The organism is Wolbachia endosymbiont (group A) of Longitarsus flavicornis, from assembly GCF_963931955.1.
Taxonomy (GTDB): domain Bacteria; phylum Pseudomonadota; class Alphaproteobacteria; order Rickettsiales; family Anaplasmataceae; genus Wolbachia.
Window position 1 is genome coordinate 1 of sequence record NZ_OZ008337.1, and the last position, 18,849, is coordinate 18,849.

Annotated in this window: 14 protein-coding genes and 3 pseudogenes; 5 read left to right on the top strand and 12 right to left on the bottom strand. The window is 33.6% G+C overall.

Annotated elements, in window-relative coordinates; all coding sequences use genetic code 11:
* Positions 1-3,238 (bottom strand): annotated as a pseudogene (locus AABM58_RS00005) (hypothetical protein); the annotation flags it as partial.
* A 624-nt stretch (positions 3,239-3,862) separates the two neighbouring features.
* Between AABM58_RS00005 and AABM58_RS00010 the strand changes: the two are divergent.
* Positions 3,863-5,203, top strand: a complete 1,341-nt coding sequence (locus AABM58_RS00010; RefSeq protein WP_338405915.1) for a hypothetical protein — start codon at positions 3,863-3,865, stop codon at positions 5,201-5,203.
* A gap of 9 nt (positions 5,204-5,212) precedes the next feature.
* Entirely contained in the window at positions 5,213-7,414 is a 2,202-nt protein-coding gene (locus AABM58_RS00015) for a hypothetical protein (RefSeq protein ID WP_338405916.1), read from the top strand.
* A gap of 266 nt (positions 7,415-7,680) precedes the next feature.
* On the opposite strand, the pseudogene AABM58_RS00020 reads toward AABM58_RS00015, so the two are convergent.
* Positions 7,681-7,911, bottom strand: a pseudogene (locus tag AABM58_RS00020) (TomO hydrophobic C-terminal domain-containing protein); the annotation flags it as partial.
* Between the two features lie 79 nt (positions 7,912-7,990).
* On the opposite strand from AABM58_RS00020, the gene AABM58_RS00025 reads away from it, so the two are divergent.
* On the top strand, positions 7,991-8,749 hold the full coding sequence (locus AABM58_RS00025; RefSeq protein ID WP_338405917.1) for a hypothetical protein: 759 nt from the start codon (positions 7,991-7,993) through the stop codon (positions 8,747-8,749).
* A gap of 359 nt (positions 8,750-9,108) precedes the next feature.
* On the top strand, positions 9,109-10,035 hold the full coding sequence (locus tag AABM58_RS00030; RefSeq protein WP_338405918.1) for an Rpn family recombination-promoting nuclease/putative transposase: 927 nt from the start codon (positions 9,109-9,111) through the stop codon (positions 10,033-10,035).
* Between the two features lie 69 nt (positions 10,036-10,104).
* Here AABM58_RS00030 and AABM58_RS00035 read toward each other — a convergent pair whose 3' ends face one another.
* The 9 genes and pseudogenes from AABM58_RS00035 to AABM58_RS00075 all read right to left on the bottom strand — a co-directional run bounded on the left by AABM58_RS00035 (position 10,105) and on the right by AABM58_RS00075 (position 17,744).
* Positions 10,105-10,710: a hypothetical protein gene (locus AABM58_RS00035; RefSeq protein WP_338405919.1), complete on the bottom strand. Its 606-nt coding sequence runs from the start codon at positions 10,708-10,710 to the stop codon at positions 10,105-10,107.
* Positions 10,711-10,731: 21 nt separating this feature from the next.
* Positions 10,732-12,234: a recombinase family protein gene (locus AABM58_RS00040; RefSeq protein ID WP_338405920.1), complete on the bottom strand. Its 1,503-nt coding sequence runs from the start codon at positions 12,232-12,234 to the stop codon at positions 10,732-10,734.
* A 10-nt stretch (positions 12,235-12,244) separates the two neighbouring features.
* A complete protein-coding gene (locus AABM58_RS00045) occupies positions 12,245-12,676 on the bottom strand; it encodes a DUF2924 domain-containing protein (protein WP_338405921.1) in 432 nt (143 codons plus the stop codon).
* 43 nt (positions 12,677-12,719) lie between these two features.
* Complete coding sequence (locus tag AABM58_RS00050) at positions 12,720-13,301, bottom strand: ankyrin repeat domain-containing protein (RefSeq protein WP_338405922.1); 582 nt, start codon at positions 13,299-13,301, stop codon at positions 12,720-12,722.
* A 184-nt stretch (positions 13,302-13,485) separates the two neighbouring features.
* A complete protein-coding gene (locus tag AABM58_RS00055) occupies positions 13,486-14,055 on the bottom strand; it encodes an ankyrin repeat domain-containing protein (protein WP_253302212.1) in 570 nt (189 codons plus the stop codon).
* Between the two features lie 16 nt (positions 14,056-14,071).
* Positions 14,072-14,818: an ankyrin repeat domain-containing protein gene (locus AABM58_RS00060; RefSeq protein WP_338405923.1), complete on the bottom strand. Its 747-nt coding sequence runs from the start codon at positions 14,816-14,818 to the stop codon at positions 14,072-14,074.
* 143 nt (positions 14,819-14,961) lie between these two features.
* A pseudogene (locus tag AABM58_RS00065) lies at positions 14,962-15,144 on the bottom strand (phage tail protein); the annotation flags it as partial.
* 1 nt (position 15,145) lies between these two features.
* Positions 15,146-16,492: an IS110 family RNA-guided transposase gene (locus AABM58_RS00070; protein WP_338406860.1), complete on the bottom strand. Its 1,347-nt coding sequence runs from the start codon at positions 16,490-16,492 to the stop codon at positions 15,146-15,148.
* Between the two features lie 211 nt (positions 16,493-16,703).
* Positions 16,704-17,744 (bottom strand): phage tail protein, encoded by a 1,041-nt coding sequence (locus AABM58_RS00075; protein WP_338405924.1) that lies wholly within the window; start codon positions 17,742-17,744, stop codon positions 16,704-16,706.
* 47 nt (positions 17,745-17,791) lie between these two features.
* Here AABM58_RS00075 and AABM58_RS00080 point away from each other — a divergent pair, with 47 nt between their 5' ends.
* The gene (locus AABM58_RS00080; RefSeq protein ID WP_253302209.1) at positions 17,792-18,067 is read left to right on the top strand and encodes an HU family DNA-binding protein; all 276 of its coding nucleotides are present in this window, start codon (positions 17,792-17,794) and stop codon (positions 18,065-18,067) included.
* Here the strand turns inward: AABM58_RS00080 and AABM58_RS00085 are convergent.
* Positions 18,055-18,849 (bottom strand): baseplate assembly protein, encoded by a 795-nt coding sequence (locus tag AABM58_RS00085; protein WP_338405925.1) that lies wholly within the window; start codon positions 18,847-18,849, stop codon positions 18,055-18,057. The genes AABM58_RS00080 and AABM58_RS00085 overlap by 13 nt on opposite strands.

Sequence of the window (18,849 nt, forward strand, 5' to 3'; positions counted from 1 at the left end):
ACAGATTATATAAGTCTTTAAAAGCTTTAGGAGCTTTAGCCCTTGCCCCACTTAAAATGCTGGACATATTAGATAGATTTATTCCTTCTCTTTCTAGGGTTTTTAAACATTGTGTTTTATTTCCTTCCCCATCAAACCACAGATCATATAAGTCTTTAAAAACTTTCGCAGCATTAGCTTTTGTTCCATGCAAGATACTGGACACGTTGGATAGATTTATTCCTTTTTTTTTCAGAGTTTTTAAATATTGTGTTTTATTTCCTTCTCCATCAAACCACAGATCATATAAGTCTTTAAAAGCTTTTTCAGCATTAGCTCCTGCTCCGCTTAAAATACTGGACATATTAGATAGATTTATTCTTTCTTTTTCTAGAGTTTTTAAATATTGTGTTTTATTTCCTTGCTTATCGAACCACAGATTATATAAGTCTTTAAAAGCTTTTTCAGCATTAGCTCTTGCTTCACTCAAAATACTGGACATATTAGATAGATTTATTCCTTTATTTTTTAGAACTTCTAGATACTTTATTCCTTCCCCTTTAATTAAAAAACCCAAGAACTGATCAAATGCAGGTATACCTTCTTTACCAACTACACTTTTAGCAAATTTAATTTCCTTATCAATGCCTTTATTTTGAATCTCCTGATAACTAGATCTATTATTTTTGATATCTTCTAAAAGCTTTTCCATTATTCCTTTTGTAATAGGGCCAAATTCATTAGATTCTGACCAACGTAACGCTATTTCATGTAATTCTTCATAATTATATGGAACATTAGACTTATCTATCTCATTTCTAATAACACTATTCAATTCTTCTCTATTAGGTTGGTTAATCGCAAGTATTAGTTTATCTAAAAATTTCTCTTTTATTTCTTTTTCATTTTCATCAGAGAATCTCCCTTCCTCTTTTTCTTTCTGCAAAGAAGGTGGAAGATTTAATAGACTTAAAAGCTTCTCTCTTGTTATTTCTTCTTGCGAAAATCGATAAAGACCATTTTCATTTATACACGAACAATTTCTTAAAATTTTATACTTTTTCTTTTGAATATCTATACTATCAAGTTTTAAAGGATAAAAATCTTTAGATTGCCCTTTTTTTAATCCCTTTTCTTCTGTAAGGTCTAGATCTGCATTAGTATAGATAATAAAATATTCTATATCTTCTCTTAATTTCTCAATAAAAAGCTTATCAATAGAAAATGTATTATCCTGTTGTTTAGAGGGAAATAACTGACTATAACCAACATTACTATTTGTATTATGAGCCTTTACGTAAGTAAATCTATCTTTATAATTGATAGTAATGCCATTAGATATATCACGGCTTTTTCCTTCAAAATTTATGAAAAACATATTTTTATGCAAGAACATGTCATGCAAGAAGAGCATCAATAAATTGAATTCATATATAATTCCAGACACATAATTCTTAAGTTTTTTATCATTTTCTGGAGCTGTTAAATCACGTAATATTTTTTCTTGTAATGCTATATAATCATCTTCAGTTGTACTATTTTTTTCCATTTCACTTTTAATAATACTATTCAGCTCTTCTCTACTGGGCTGATTAACTGCAAATACTAATTTATCTAAAAATGCTTCTTTTATTTCTTTCTGAGAAAGTTTTCTTTCTTTTATTACTTTCTGCATAACAGATGAAAACTCTAATCGCTTTAAAAGTTCTTCTCTTGTTTTATCTTGCGAAAATTGATAAAAACCACACCCCTGCGCATTATCATTTGTAAACAAAAAGTCTTTCAAAATGTCATATTTCTCCATATCTATGCTACTAAATTTAAAAGGGTAAAAATTTTTAAATCTTCCTTTTTTTAATTCCTTTTCTTCTGTAAAATCCAGGCATGAATCAGTATAGATGATAAGATATTCTATATTATTTAATAAACTATCTGATTTAGATATTAGATGTTTAACAAAACTATCAAAGTAATTATTAATAGAAAAACTTCGTTTTTCTTTAGTAAATAATCTAGCATAACTAATACCATTATCTATATAATATTTGTCTACATTTTCAATTTGTATATGAATAGACTTCTTTTTATAACGAAGAACAATATTATTAAATTCATCAATTTCAGAATCTCCAAACGCTAATGATAATGAAGGATATTTATGTTTATATATAGACTCTCTAAGTGAGCAAAGCACCGACAAGTCTAATTGATACATAAGTCTAATCAGCTTATGAGGAATGCATCGATTAGTTTGATAAGCATTATGTAATTCATCCTGTCTAGGTTCATCTTGTAAATCACTAGGAAATTCTGAATCTTCATTACTAGTGACATTGACATCCATGCGCGCCCATTTCGGTGCATTATTACCTTTGTCTGTAACAGAACGCCCACGTTTTCTACTCGTTTTACGATTTTTCTTACCTGGACTCCTTGAAGAACCACTTTGTTTATGTGAGGAATTTTCAATATCTCGTAATGGTATAGAAATGTAAGATTGAGAAATATTGTTTGAATTTAAACCTATCACATTACCGTAAGCTTCCTCTCTAGAAACTTTTATGCTTCTCTTTATATCTTTTTCAATATTGCTAAGAAGTGGTACAAAATGGTTCCTGTAATTCACTATATAAATAATATTATTACCTGCACCTACCTTACCTTTAGTAACATATAATCCATCTATCTCTTCATCTCTCAATTCTATAGTCCTAATTTTTACGCCATACTTTTCACATATCATTTTTCCTTCAACTTCAGGTCTTCCCCATATAGCGTTTTCCAACTTTAGAATTTTTATTTCTGAACCAGAACTTGCATTTTTAATGTCTTCTGCAGTAAATTCAATACGCGGAATATATTCACAAAGTTCTTCAATTTCTACTTTTAAAGCATTATCCAACCATGAGCCTTCTTTTGATTGATCAACTTGTTGTGCATATTGCTTACAACTTTCCCGCAAAGACTTTACACTAAATCCTTTACTACCTGTAATCAGACCTTTATCTTTTAGCTCATTCAACCCTTGAGCTACGGAATCAAAGAAACAATCCCCTTCACCTACAGCAGCTCCTATTTTAAAGCCCTCAGGCAATTTCTTTCTTAGTATTTCTAAAAGTTGATTAAGCTCCTTTTTCTCTTCATCCTTTGCATTTTTTATCTGACTAAAAATGGAAATAGGTTCTCTAGTAACAGACCTTTTTAGAGCGGCATCATTAGGTGATTTATCAGGTATGTCATTTACTTTTGCTTTAAACATATAAAACTCATCATATTAAACTTTTAGCAAGTTACTTAAAAAAAATCATCAAGGCAAGTTTTTTTTTATGACTAATAAAAGATTGGTATATATATTTATATTTTTTATTATTAAATTAGTAATATGATTTTACCTTTGCATAATTAACAAGCAAGCGTGAGAACAATTTTCTTTGGAATCTTATGGTCTACCATGTGTACCGTTCGAACTTTTCTTTATAATAATTCTACCATACCACAAAGTCAGCTATATTAGCCTACTTTTACCACATTTAGATATGAACCAATTTGCTTGGCTTTGTTGCAACAATTTAAATCTTCTATTTTTATAACCTTATTTTTACGCGGCTTGTTCTCACAAATATACGATCTTTTTTGCAATTTTAGGAAGAGTCAATAATTCAAATTTTTGTGGCACTAAAATAGACGTTTCTTTAGTTACAACAAGGTCTATTTTTTCGTAAATAAAAATGTTTTACAATTAATTATTAGAATGAAAATATCATACTTGGCTCTCAAGAAATTTCCTGTTGTGCAGTGGTAAGGTTTGGAGAAAAAGATTGGCTTGGCAACGATAATTTACTAGACTAAAGTTTATATTAAAATACAAAATGGGGTTGCGGGTATGGAATCTAGCTTAGATCACAATTACAATAAAATACTTGATATATTAAAAGGTGCTATTAAAGACGACGATAATCAAGTTAAAGCGAGAAAACACCTTAGAGTAGAAAGATGGCTAAGGGTTTATATTCAATTAATTGAAGATTTTGATGAGGAAAAACTAAAATTTTTCTCTGATATATTCTCTGATAATTCTTGTTGGGATGGAATAAAATTAAAAAATAAAGCTGTTGGTGAAAGGCTAACTGAAGAAAAAAATAAAAACGGAAAAGAAAATCCGCTTGATCTTGCAGATAGACATTACTTGGCATGTAAATATTGTCTAGAAGATAAGATTCCTGGATTATTTGAACAAGTATTTATGAGATTTAAGAGAAGTGCCTTTGAAGAGGATGGATCTGATGATGATCTGAGAAGAGAATTATTGGAAAATATTGAAGAAACTAGCCCTATAGAAGCTTTCTGGTCTTTTCTTATTGATAAGCAGATTGGAAAACTAAACGAATATAAATCATTTGAAGGTTTGCAAAAATCTATACAGATAAATTCTAATAAAAACTGGGAAGAAGGTATAGAGTTCTTCTATAATAAGTTGCACAATGATTCTAGTATTTCTAGTCAAGATAAAGATAATTTGTTAATTGAAGCAGCTTTATCTGCAGTAAAGGGTTACAAAGAAGTAGACACTATAGAGTTTTGCCTGTCCAAAATGGATGATGAACAAAAGAAAAAATTACTAGATAGAGATTATAAGGAAAATACTTATCATGCAGTATTGAATGTGCTAATAGATCAGTATTGTTTTGATTCTTTTATGGAATTAAGCCAATTGTCTAGTCAGCTTGAATGTGAACGTTACACAATCTTTTTATCTTCATTATCAGACCAAGTATTGAAGAATTTAGATCTGTCTGAGGAAACAAAAAAATGTATGATGAATGTTTGGAAGCATATAGTAAAACATGAAACTCAAGATTGTGGAGAACAGTCTATTTTTCCTGTTTTCGTAGATTATTCAGTTACACGTACAATAGCAAATTTAATTGTGGATCCAAGTAGACAGGAAGGAAGTAAAGAAGGAGTATTAGAGGAGGTATTAAAGCATGTAAATAACAAAGAAATGAGTGATGAAGAGATAATAAAGGTTAAAGATTCTGTATTAAGAAAAATTCAGTTATTTCATGGAGGCAAAAAGTTGCAGTTAGGAGAACAAGTATTTTCTAAATTAGCTGAAGAAGCTTCTAAAGAGTCACTTCGTGAAGTTGGTGATACTTTGCCACAGTCAAGTCTCAGTCCAACTGATACCCCATATAATATAAAATCTTTAGGCCATAGCAAATAGGAGAATCATATGCCAAGAAATGTAAAGCCATTTGAATTGGTACAACTTCTGTTAATGGAAAATAGATCAAAAGATAAGTTTTTAGACTTTCAAGAAAGGTTTCAGTCATTTATTAGTCAGTCTCCTTCTTTTTTGCATTCAGTTGGAAAGCCAGGCTTTTTTCCTAGTTTCTTTTTTGGTATGTTTGCTACTGTATTAGACACAGAACTTGCTACTAAAATTAGTATCGAAAAACTTTATTTTCGTTTTGATGGTGATAGAACTTTAAAAATAGTTGTATTAACTGGTAAAAAGAAATTGAAGTGTATAACAATTTCTGATGAGGCTAGTAATAACAAGCATCTAAAGTTTAGTGAAGAAGAATTAGAAAAAATAAAACAAGTGATAAGATTGACGCTATTTGATAGCTATGAAAAAGAAGAGCATAAAATAACAATTACAGGAAAAAAAGTAAAGTATAGAAAGGTTGATCCAGCTTTTAGTAAAAAGACTGACTATTCACAAAAAATTTTTACAGAAATAGAAAAGACTCAAGACCGGCAAAACCTAGAGAGCTTAATTTCAAAATTGAATGATCAAAGTTCTAAAAAAGTAAAAGAGAACGCTGGAAAAGTGTTTGATTATATTACAAATGTTTATAAGAAGTATAAAAAAGAAGAAATTCCATTTAGTAGCAAAGAATCAAGTTATCATGGTTTTTTAGCTGGGTTTTTGATGAATTTCAAGTATCGTTTTCATCTAAAACTTTATCTCGAATTGTTTGCTGGAAAAGGTTACGCAGACATTATTTTACTTGTGCGCGGTTCTGATAAGTCGCTAAGCTCTATTCCCATTATTATTGAGCTTAAAGCAGGTACTGGTGAGATAAGTACAGTGATAAAAGCATTGAAGCAAGCACAAGATTATGTTAAGGGCTCTTTTTCTAACTCTATAAGAATGATTACTATAGCTAATGAAGCTATTTGTGTAGGATTAAATTTTGAAATGGTTGATCATGGAAATGTTGGAATTGATGTAGAAAATTTTCTTAGTCGAGAAGGTAATTCTGTAATAGAAAAGTTACTTGGCACTGAAGCAGCGAATGCTGAGGTGATAAGAAAACAGCTAGAGTATCTTTACTATGGGATTGTTTGGAGCAATGGTGGAAGTGATAATATTAATTATGTCAGCAGAATGATCTTAGGTCAACTAGCACTTATTCCTAATATTATTAAGCGTGAAAAGTTAGGTAAACATATTTTTATTTATGATCAAAACGATAAAATGGTTACTGGATCACAGACACGCTTAGAGGCAGCAAAAGAAAGTATTGCGGATTGTGTTACAACTATAGTGCTAACTGTAGGTAAGAAGGTGCTTATACTCAACATAAATGAAAAAAATAAATTTGTATTGAGAGTGCCAGCCAATAAAGGAATTCCTATTGAAAATATTAGAGGAATTCAAAACGTTAATGACATACAGATACAAGAAATAACCTGTAACTTATACAGTACACCTAGTAATAAGAATCCATTTGATCAGTACTGTGATGAGAATAAGGGGATTACAGTAAATACGTATAACTCATTGGACAAATACAAAAGAGATAAAGAAATTTTACAAGGTAATTTTACTCCAATTATGGAAAATAAAAAATTTAAAGCAGCTTTGAGCAAAGCTATAAAGTCTGGTAAATATGATGATTACAAAAAACTATTTGAAGAAATTTCTCGTATATTACATCCTTTCAAATCATTAATAAGCAATGAGGCTACATTTCAAGCTGTATTGCATGGTTTATTTAGTAGCTACGGTGACGATAATATAAAAGTTATTACTGAATTTCAAATAGGTGGTGGAGAGAAGTTGGATGTTATGTTGGTTATAAATGCTACTGATGAAAAAGAAGAATACCCTCCAGTTGGAATAGAGCTAAAATTTGCTAAGAAAGGAGAATTAGATAAAAAAGAAAAAGAGGCTAAGGACCAGTTGACAAGATATAAAGAAGGTGAAGCGTATAAGGTAATTACTGATGCCGGCAAAGTGAAACTGATATATGCTGTTTTTAATAAAGGTGCAACAGATGAAGGTTCCCTTATAAAAATTGGTAATGAGTTTGTAGAGGTAGATGTAAGACATAGTTCTGTGGTTGCTCTTGGTCAACAGTCAGGTAGTCTCCAACAACCTTATGCTCAACAAGCGGGTCAATCTCGAGCAGTTAATCAGTGATCTAGTCGGGAATGTTCAAAAAAGCATATGCGTCAAGTTAAGGAAATATTGCCCAATATAGCAACATTTAAAGGGGTATCTTATTTGTTAAATTTACTTTTCGAGGAGGTTTTGATCTAAAATAAAATAATTTTTTTAGAAAAATCCATAAACTATTAGCTTTATTGCTTACTATCTAAAATAGTTTTTACCATTTCCCTTTATACTACTTTCCCTTAACTTGACGCGTATGCTTTTTTGAACATTCCCACTCTTGCTATCCTTTCTCAACTTGAGCTATTTAAAACTTTCATAGCCGCAGAATCAACACCATTTTTAACTTCAACATTGCTAAGTACTGTATTTGCTTTATACGAACAGTAACATCCTACTGCAAGAAAAGTTAATGCGGCTACAGCAAGTGAAATACATATTGCTAAATAAGGTATTGTTAAAATTGCACCAACAGCAAATACCCCAGATAATAAAAAAGAAACAGAGGCGTAATTACTTGCCTTTTACAGAATTTCTTGACTTCCCTGCTGAAACATGTAATAATTAATTTATTATTTATATAGGTAATTATATGATCGGTTATTGGACGCAATAAAAAATGATGGTGACGTTGCTGGAATTCTACAAGGAGCTTCAAAAGATGATTTCCTGAATGTTTTTAGAGAAAAGCAACATGGTAGTAGTAATGCACTGCTTGGCGAGTTTGAAGATGAAGGGGAAGCCTTGAAAGTTGTTTTTAATGTGGCTAAAGAGAAAAATGTATTAAAAGAAATTGTAACTGATGAGATTTGCTCTGTTATTTATAATAGTACAGAAATTTATGCCTCACTGATTGACTTGATTATGGCTCCTAACTCCCCATGTATAAGATATTTAAATGTAATTGAGGAAAGTTGTGGGTTAGAAGCATTTTGGAAGGTTATAAGCAAAGATGATCGTGGACACATTAAAGATGCTTTAGGAAGAGTTAAAAATCAGAATATGCTAGACAAAATTTGTCAAGTTGAAAAGAGCATGTCTAAAGCAGTGAAAGAAAACTCACCTAGTAACGGAAGTGCGACGCAGCCTCTAAAAAACGAAGCAAAAACTAAACAAGCAACTAGTAAAGCAATGATAACTGGTGGTGTTTGTGGTGTCATAGCTGCATTAGCAGTCATTGGTGGATGTTTTGCTTTCGGTGTTCAATTACCAATGTTGGCTTTAATTGGCATAGCTGTGGCTGCTGCTTTGGTAGTTGGGATTGTTGCTGGCGTTATTACATATGCAATATCAGAACCTAGTAATAAACTAGATGAACCAGACTCAAACAAAGTAGCGAGTGACCTTACCCAGAAAAAGTAGAGAGAAAGTTAAGACGTTTTTGGAGTAAAATAAAACGTTTTTTCAAAGAGGTGTAATATGACAAATGGGAATGTTCAAAAAAGCATACGCGTCAAGTTAAGGGGAAGTTGTTTTAAATGTTAAGTGATAGCCATAGAGATTCTTCTTAAGAGGTTATCTTGGCGCTTATGATCTTTCAAGCATACCACTAGCTTTAAGATTTTTTAGGTCAGTCGCCTATATTAATAGGAACACCTACCTCAAGTAGATTCTTCACCAACTCTTGAAATTCAGCTAACTTTAATAGACTTTAGCATAAAAAGGTTGAACATTTCTTCAGAATTGTGTATAATTATTAATGCTTTTTAGGTTAATTTCCTATGACTTTTTCTAAGTTTCTTGATCCCAAAAATGATATATCGTTCAAGCGTATCTTTGGTACTGAAAAAAATAAGGACATTCTTATTCACTTTCTCAACGATATCCTTGGCTTCACTGGTAAAAATGAAATAAAGGATATAGAGTTTTTAAGTACTGTTCAAGACCCTGATATTGCTGCTAAAAAGCAAAGTATTGTTGATGTTCTCTGTAGAGATGAAAATGGACTGCAAGTAATAGTCGAAATGCAGGTCGCTAAAACTAAAGGCTTCGAGAAACGTGCTCAGTACTATGCTGCTAAAGCTTATTCAAGACAAGCTGACAAGGGTGATCAATACCACGACCTTAAGGAAATTATCTTCATTGCTATAGCAGATTGTGTACTGTTTCCTAATAAATCTGAGTACAAGTCAAAGCATACTATTCGAGATGAAGACACTAATGAACACGATCTAAAAGATTTTTACTTTATATTTATTGAGTTGCCAAAATTTCCAAAGAATAAGGAAGATCAGTTGGAGAATATAGTAGAAAAGTGGGCTTATTTCTTTAGGTATGCAGAGGAAACCAGTGAAGAGGAGCTGGAAAAAATAATAGGGAGTGATTTTATAATCAAAAAAGCCTATGAAGAGCTAAATAGATTTAACTGGTCAGAGAAAGAATTTATTGCCTACGAACAGGAAATAAAACGTATTCTTGATGAACAGGCTGTCCTCGCTCAAAGACTTGATGATGCTACTGAAAAGGGCAAAAAAATTGGTAAAGAGGAAGGAAAAATTGAAGGAAAAATTGAAGGAAAAATTGAAGGAAAAATTGAAGGAAAAATTGAAGTAGCAAAAATAATGCTGGCTAATAATGTTGATATTGACACTATTGTCAAGTTTACTGGTCTTTCTATAAGTGAGATAAAAGAATTGCAGAAAGTTTAATAACTTATAGATTCTTCTAAAGAAATTACTTTATTTGAAATTTACTTGACGTTTTTTGAGTATGTCCTTTTATGTTGGATTCAAAGAAGACTCAACAATTGGTTGTTCTATGTCCTCTACTTTCTCGAGCTTGGTGTTGGGATTTATGATATTATACAGCGCAAAACCTATGCAAGCTAATCCAACAATTCCCACAATCACCGCTATGGCATACATTTTCAAGATACAAGCTACGATACTACTGACTAGTAATGCCGCACCAACACTACCAAATATGATTGCTTGCCTTTGTTGCAGTGCTTTTGCTGATAGGTTTTTGTCTGCAGCATCACCATCAAAACATAGTTCAGCGGAAGATGGGCTGTCAGGGGCATTTGGCTCTTGCTCATTAGTTTCTCTATCGACGGAAGTTGGTTCTACAGTGGTTTCTACTGAATCATTTTGCGCTTTTTCGCTACTTTCACATATAGGTTGAAGATCTTCACTATTTATATTACATAATTTAGTGTCAGTCTCTGTAGCTTTATCAACTGTATTGGTTTGCTTTTTTATTTCAACTTTAACTTCCTCAACATCTGCCGGCATCTCCATATCAGCTCCTTTTGCGGTAGTGGTACCTTTTTTATTTCTAAGCTTTTCAGCAATATCTTTCCATATTTTTTTCGGTGTTCTCATAATGTTTTTCTCCTATTGTTTTTATAAATTAAGATCATAAAATTTCTCCAATTGCTCACTCCACAGCATCGGTATTTCTCTCAAATCAACCAACCTCAAACTACTTGGCTGCCTCCCATTTACTATGTCTTCTTTTATCTTTGGAGCTAAATAATTTAATCTTAAAATTTGTTGTATACGTCTTGTACCTATATTAATTTTAACGCTCAGCTCCTTCACACTTCTATATTTTCCTTCCTCTAGTTGACGTTTCCAAAGATGGGCTCTCACCACTGCTTTCAGTAGCGCATTGTTTGTTTTTCCTTCTGGTTCCACTACTGTGCATTTGTTTCCTTTCTTCTTCAAATTCATTGCTATAAATGTCTCCTCTGATTCAGAACATACTTCTACTCCTTCCTCTCTTACCCACACTACCTTTATTAATTTTTTCACTGCTTCTTTCTGCTCTCTGAAACTTAAATTTTCCCATTTTTCTTTTTTTGCCCCTTTTTCCCAATTTTCATATAAGCATTCCGCTCTCTTCATTACTTCTTTTTCCACTTCTCCTGCTACTACGGTTCGATTTATTGATCCACAATCTTTTCCTCTTAAATGGTTATTGCATATGTAGTATCGATACCTTTTATTTTCCTTTTTTGCATAGGTCAGCGTCATGTTTACTTCACAGCTCTTGCACTTTATTATCCCCTTTAGCAGCGCTTCCTCATATTTTACTTTTCGATATGGTTGATTCTTTATCAATTCTTGCGCTTTTTGCCATTTTTCTTCTTCTATTATCGCTTCATGTTTTCCCTCATATTGCTTCTCATAATGTCTGATTTTTCCCATATATATCGGATTTGTTATTATTCTCCTCACTGTGGCCTTTTTAAAGATATCTGATTTTGCTTTCGTTCGATATCCTTCTCTGTTTAACTCTCTTGCCAATTCTGCCATTGATTTCAGCTCCATATACCTCTCAAATATATGCTTTATTACTTTTGCTTCTTTTTCATTTATTATTAATTCTTTATCTTTTACGTCATACCCTAGCGGCACATTCCCTCCCATCCATAGACCCTCTTCCTTCGATGTTGCTATTTTATTTTTTACTCTCTCTACTATCATTTCTCTTTCTAGCTGTGCCGCTCCTGATAACACTGTTTGTACAAATTTTCCCATTGGTGTGTTGTTATCAAATATTTGCGTCACTGCTACAAAACTTATCCGGTGCCTTCTAAAAAATGACGTTACTTCTATGCAGTCCTTTGTTTCTCTTGATAACCTATCTAGCGTATACACTACCACACAGTCCACTTCTCCGGCTTTTACATCTTCAAACAATCCCTTTATCGCTGGTCTTTCTAAATTTTTTCCTGAATAGCCTCCATCATCATACCTTTTGGCTAATGCTACCCACCCTTCTCGGCTTTTTATATATTTTTCACATGCTACCCTTTGTGCGTCCAAGCTATTAAACTTTTGTTCTAGTCCATCTTCATTTGATTTTCTCGTATATATCGCACACCTCACCTCTTTTAGCATTTTCTCCCCCTCAACTTACCTTTTTATCACGCATCCCAAATAATAAAGGACCGTTGTAGCTCATTCCCATTATTTTTCCGGCTACCGCTGATAATGACGTATAAAACTCTTCTCGGTAGATTAAACCAGTATCTGTTACCAATACCGCATGCGTTTCCTCACCTCTTTCTAGTATCAACTCCGTTCCCTCCACTGGCAGTTTATCGCTACTTATTCTTTTTCCCTTCTCTAGTCGATCTGCCAGGTATTCTAGTCTTTTTGCTCCTTTTCTTGATATTTCTCCATACGCTTTCTCCTGTAACCTATATGCTAACCTCGGTATCAAGTATTTCTTTGAGTGTCTAGGTGCTTCTTCCTCAAATACCTTCTTCCATATTTTTTTCAGTTCTGCTAGTGGTTTTTTCTCTAAGCATTTTACCTCTTTTTCTACTTTTTTTTCCATATGATCACCTTTTCAAACACAGCCCTTCTGAATTTTTAAAACGCTATAGCACTTTCTCATCCACAGTTTCTAGCTCTTCCTTTGCTACTATCACACCTGCTGTCGTACTTTCCGATACAACCCTTATTCTTTCTATAAACTCCCTCTGTTTATTTGCGATTCTTACGTTCTCTAACACTTCTTTTATCTCTTTATTATTTCTCGCATAATCCATTGGGGTTTTGCCAAATTTATCCTTTTGCTCTATATTCGCTCCTGCTTTTACTAGCTCTTCTACTATTTTTATTTCACTTACCATGCAGGCAAGGTGTAACGGGGCAAATTTGCTATTTCGTTCCACTGCGTTTACATCGACTTCTGCCTTTATCAGCTCTTTTGTATTTTCTAGACGTTGGCCCATCACTGCTAGGTGTAGTGGTCTATATTGCCCTGCATCCGCCACATTTATATCTGCTCCTTTTTTGATTAATAACCTCACTTTTTTTGGATCTAGCATCCCTACTGCATAATGTAATATCGTCCTTCCTTTTGTGTCTTTTTTATTAATATTTTCTATTGGGTTATCTAATACTTCTTTCCACGACTTATTAAATTCTTCTCTTTCTTTCTTACTAAATTTTACCATAAGTTCCTCAGCTATTAATACAATATAAAGTGGCTCCAATTTGGCTCACTTTAGCGCTTAGCAAATCTTGTTTATTTACTAGCTACTTTTTCACTTAGGGCTGTTTTGGCATAAAAAGCAAGTTTTTTTTTACAAAATATACACATTTTTTCAGCATATTATATTAAGATATAAATCTATATGTTTAATCTGTTAAATCTACCTCCTGCTGTTGTAATTCATTTACGTTTCGTTTCTCCATTATCTCCTCTATTGCCTTGTTTGCTTCTCCATACATCACCGCCACATCTCTCATATTCACTCCCCTTTTCTCTAGAAAATTCGTTACCTTCTGGTAAATCTTCGCATAGTTTAGTGGACTACATCCAAATTTATCTACTGTATCAAGATCTCCTCCCGCCTTCATTAACTCTTCTATTGTTCCTTTCCTCCCTGCTAAACAGGCTAAGTGTAGTGGTACTGCTTTGTTGTTCGACTTTGCATTTACCTCGGCTCCTTTCTCTATCAGTGCTTTCACATTCTTTCTATTTCCTAAAAATGCTGCTAGGTGCAACGGTGTCTCGCCTCTATTGTTTCTATCGTTTATACCTGCACCTTTTTCTATTAATAACTTTATTACTTCTGGGTTTGACACTTGTGCTGCTCGGTGCAATGCCGTACAACCACCTGAATCTTTTCCTTTTATGTTTTCTTCTGATATTGCTTTCAGTAACTTATCAAAAGCATTTTTTGTTTCTTTGTTAAACTTTACCATAATATACCTCAACTATCTATCTTTCATCAAATTCTTTAATCATAGTGTTCATCTTGCCCACCACCCTGCTTATTACGTTGTTAAAATCTTCTATTATTAGCGACTCATCTCTTTTTCTTATTTCTTCTAAACTTACCACCTTCCCTTTTAACTTCGGTAAAAATTTTCTACTCCATACATCTACCATTTCTCCAACCGACTCCACTATTTCATCGCATATCTCTGGTCTATCTCTTACTACACCTCCTTGCTTTTCCAGGAATTTCTTCACCTCTTTATTCTTTTCATTGTCCATTAGCCAATACATTGGTGTACAACCAAATTTACTCTGTTGATTAATTGCCGCTCCTGCTTTCACCAACACTTTTATTATACTTTCTGCTCCTACCATACATGCAAGATGTAGTGCTGTATGTTTACTACCATACTCTATAGCGTTTATTTCCGCTCCTGACCTTGTCAGCTCTTTTACGTTTTCTAGACGTTTCGCTAATGCTCCCCAGTGTAACGGTGTAAAACCCTTGTTATCTCTCGCATTGACTTCCGCTCCTTTCTTGACTAGAAAACTTACTTTTTTTCTTGTCGACATTCTTGCTGCCTTATGTAGTATCGTTTCCCCTTTTTCATCTTTTTCATTAATATTCTTAAACGAGTTGTCTAATAATTCATAAAATGACTTATTAAAAGCTTCTCTCTTTTCCTTGCTAAACCTCATTACATACCTCACTATAAAAACATACATAAAATCGCCAATTTGGCTCATTCTAGCGTAAAGTAAACTTCTTATGTTTACCCACTACTATTCTAGTTATGCCTGTTTTGATATCAAAAAGCAACTTTTTTTTTCAAAAAACACACATTTTTACCGAATGTTAATGTAATATATGAAGATATAAATATAAGTATTTAGCGTATTAAACATATGATCTGTTTTTCTTCCCAAGACCTGTTCAAATGACGATGTTCGTGCCACGTTAGTACACCTGGGTAAAACACTAAAATGTAATTTTCCGGTTCATGTATTGAATCCTTTTGCTCTGAATTTAAATCGCTTCCAAAATGAACATTGTGTTCTGTTAAACCAAATCTCCTAAGAAACTCCTTGAACTAACTCATCTTTTTTTACCAAGAGATAGCCAAGTTCCTTTGCTCTTTTGATCAAATTTTTTACAGTTCTATCTTTATAGCGTATTTCATAGTATTCCATTCCTTTTTCTACATATTCCTGTCCGTATTTGAGCATACTATAAAATATGCACGCTATCTTTCTTGCAGTAGCTGTTATTGCTTTTGGCGCTCCTAATCGTTTTTTTAATTTCCTGTAGTATGCACCTAATGCACTTTTACTATTTCCCACAGAATTAGCAGCCATTCGAAATGCATTCGCAGCACGATTAATGACTTTACGCGTTCTTGTGCTAAACACTTTTTCTCCTGTAATTTTATTGGCAGGGCTGAGTCCTAACCACGATGAGAAGTGTTTTTCTGTTGACCATTTACTATGGTTTATACCAGTTTCTGAAATTATGGTCTGTACACTTAGTACATCAAGCCCTGGAACTTTAGTAAAATCCATACCAGTTATCCGGTGCAGTTCCTCGTGCAAAGCAAAGTTTGGCTTACTTTTTCTATGCTTATTCTTTTCCTTACTCAACTGTTTACTTTCGCCAGGTTTTGTTTCGAACGTTTTGTAATAGGCCTCAATATTTCTATCACATTCTGCTATTTTTTCTTGATAGATATTATATAGTTCAAATTCTTGCTTTAGCGTGAATAAGTGTTCCTCTCTATAGTCACCAGCTAACGCTTTTGCAATAGTAGACTGATCATTTTTTATTCGTGCATCCCTGAATTCAACCAATTTCTCAGGATCCCTTTCGCCTTCGATTATAGCCTTGATAATTTTCATACCAGTTACTCCAGTAATATCTCTTATAACTTTATGCAGCTGTATATTCATTTGAATTAATGCCTTCTGCATACGCAGAACATGTGTAGATGCACTTTCAGTAAGACTTTTACGTTGCCGCACATAACTACGCAATACACAAATTTGATCATCGGGTCTGAATGATCCATGAAGTAGTCCATAACTGTGTAGTTGTTGTAACCACTGACAGTCCTGAACATCTGACTTTCTTCCAGGTACATTTTTTACATGTCGCGCATTTACCAGTTTTACTTCAAACCCATATGATTCGAGTACTTGAAATAAAGGAATCCAGTATACTCCTGTTGATTCCATAGCTACAGTTGTAACTTTACATTTTTTCAACCACCGTGCTAAATTATGAAGGTCTTCAGTGAAGCAGCCAAATTTTTGGATACGTTGTTCATCTCTTCCTTCAGGTACACATACATAATGTACAGATGAACCAACATCAATCCCTGCTGCATCAGGATTCACTATTTCTAATTTACTTTTTGCTTTTTTCATGGCAACTCCTTCGTATAATTTGTAATAGGGAAACGCTTCAGCTTGGAACGGTTGATAGTACAATCTCCTAACCGAGGTAGTCTACAAAAACTCCATCAATGATTTGACCGTTCCTCCCAAAACCACGCTTACGAACGGGCACTAAAGGCACCAGTGACTTGGTCGGTTATAACTGCAAAAGCGCTTCTCACAAAGTTATATCAGAAATTACTCAAAACTTAAATTGGGAGTTTCTTCCTGGTTTGACAGATTTCGTCTGTTTGACGCTTATAACTTTCTGGTTGGTAAAATCTTCTACCTTGTAGCGGTGAGTAACGCTAAACCTTTCTAAAATTGGCTTGTATTTTAAATTCCACAGTTGTTCAGATAGTTTGCTACTTCCCAATAAAAATTTATCCCCTTCCTCTTCTATACTAGTAACCGGAAAACATGCGTTTATTTCTCCTAAACTCCAACTGTCCGATAATACTATCTGCGCTTTAGCAAACTTAATTGCCGGTAGTAAGCTCTGTGGTAGCGGATATAGCGCTTTGAAGTTATACCACACATGATTTCTTTCATAAATACCGTTATAGTTCTTAGTATGAGGCTCGGTTTCTCCAAGTATTGCTACATCCAAGCGATATATGTCATTGCTTAAAGCTCGTTCATAATGATCGCGTAGATAACTCTCTATAACCTCAATTAATGGACTGCTAGATCTGAAAAAGTTCACTCTTCCAAATGATAACACTGGTCCATCTTTTTCTATTTTTACCCCCGAATAGTCAGAAAGAAGATCTCCAAATAAACTCTCGTCCAATATAAATCTCTGCGCATTATAATAATCGTTAAAAATCCTCATCAATCTGGATCTTACAGGCAGTGATAGTTTTGCCAGCTCTACTACTGCATCTACGAAGAAGTCGTTTGGTACGTCTCTTATCCCTATCTGTAATTCAAAAAAGTGTTTACCGGGTGGCTCTTCAATAATCGTAATATCTTCTATGTTTGCCCATTTTAATGCTATTTTCAGTGAGGCAGGTGTTCCTCTTAAACGCTGAAATTCTACCCCTTCTTTTATCGCTCTTCTTTTGTCTTTTGCCCAACGCAGAATCTCTTCTATACCATATTCCTCTACTATCCATGGCAATATTTCTTCTTTAGGATTAAACTTAAATCCTCTTATCCCGCTTGGATCTACTTTGTAATCGATTGCTTCTACTAGCGCTTTTTCCTGTTTTGTTGCATTTGGGGGTAATAAACTTTTCATTTGTCTTTTCTTTCAAGTTGCTTTAACTTTCTTTATTTAGGTAACTTATGAGTAAGCAAGAGATCATTGCGGAACTTATGAAAAATAAAGATGTTCTTAATATCAAAAACACTGAACACGCTTCCATAATATTTGACCATATTATCAATACTTTAAAAAACAAGTTACAACTTCTGGAAGAAGATCAATATTTTCGTCTCCCTAACATTGGTCATTTTTATCCAGTAAACCTTAAACCACTTATTGCACGCAATCCCCTCACTGGTGAAACTTTTACGATTCCACAAAACAAAAAAATACGTTTTAAATCCTATCTAACTTGACGTAGCCCAAGCACTGCACACTCATTCCCCAGTACCACAACATCCTCTCTTGGCTCGATTAATTCTACGTTTTCTACTCCTTCTACGAACAAATTCGCTATAATCCACGATCTTGTCACCTTCCATCCTAATCTTTTCGTTGTTTCAAATTTTTCTATAAATTTCTTCTTCACCGTTTCAATAATATCTGGTCTTTTAATACTAATTCTGCTGTGGATATTTATTTCAATAATATTGCAACCAACTACTGTTATCGTATCTGTTAATACCCTTATATCATCCCTGGTGACTCGTTTTCTTACAATATCAAGTAGTTCTTCAGACGCTATGCCATTTGTGGATAACTCCGTGGATAAAATCGAGATCTCTACACTTCCTGGCACTTTTGATTCAACCAGCGCATCCTTTACTCTACTATCTGCTGAGAGTGCTTGAAACCGATAATGCTCTTTACTCCCTCCTGTGCTTGAGCCAACTATTCTTGCCTTGATTCTTTTTCTGAAGCGTTCATCTTCTTCTCCATCTTGCCTCTCTGCTCCATAAAACTCAGCTAAATTATCAAGTTCTTCTCCCCTTGCAAACTTCAGTAAATTGCTTTTTGCTGCTTCGTTTATTCTTTCTCTAAGCAACAGTTCTCGCCATGCTGCTACTTCTAATACCTTCATCGCTGGGTCACTTTCTACTAATGCTGTAAAACTTGCATCACGCTTCACTAACTCTTCTTTCATCCGAGAAAAAATCTCTTCAAAGTTCAGTGGTTCGATAATATTTGGCTGCTCCAT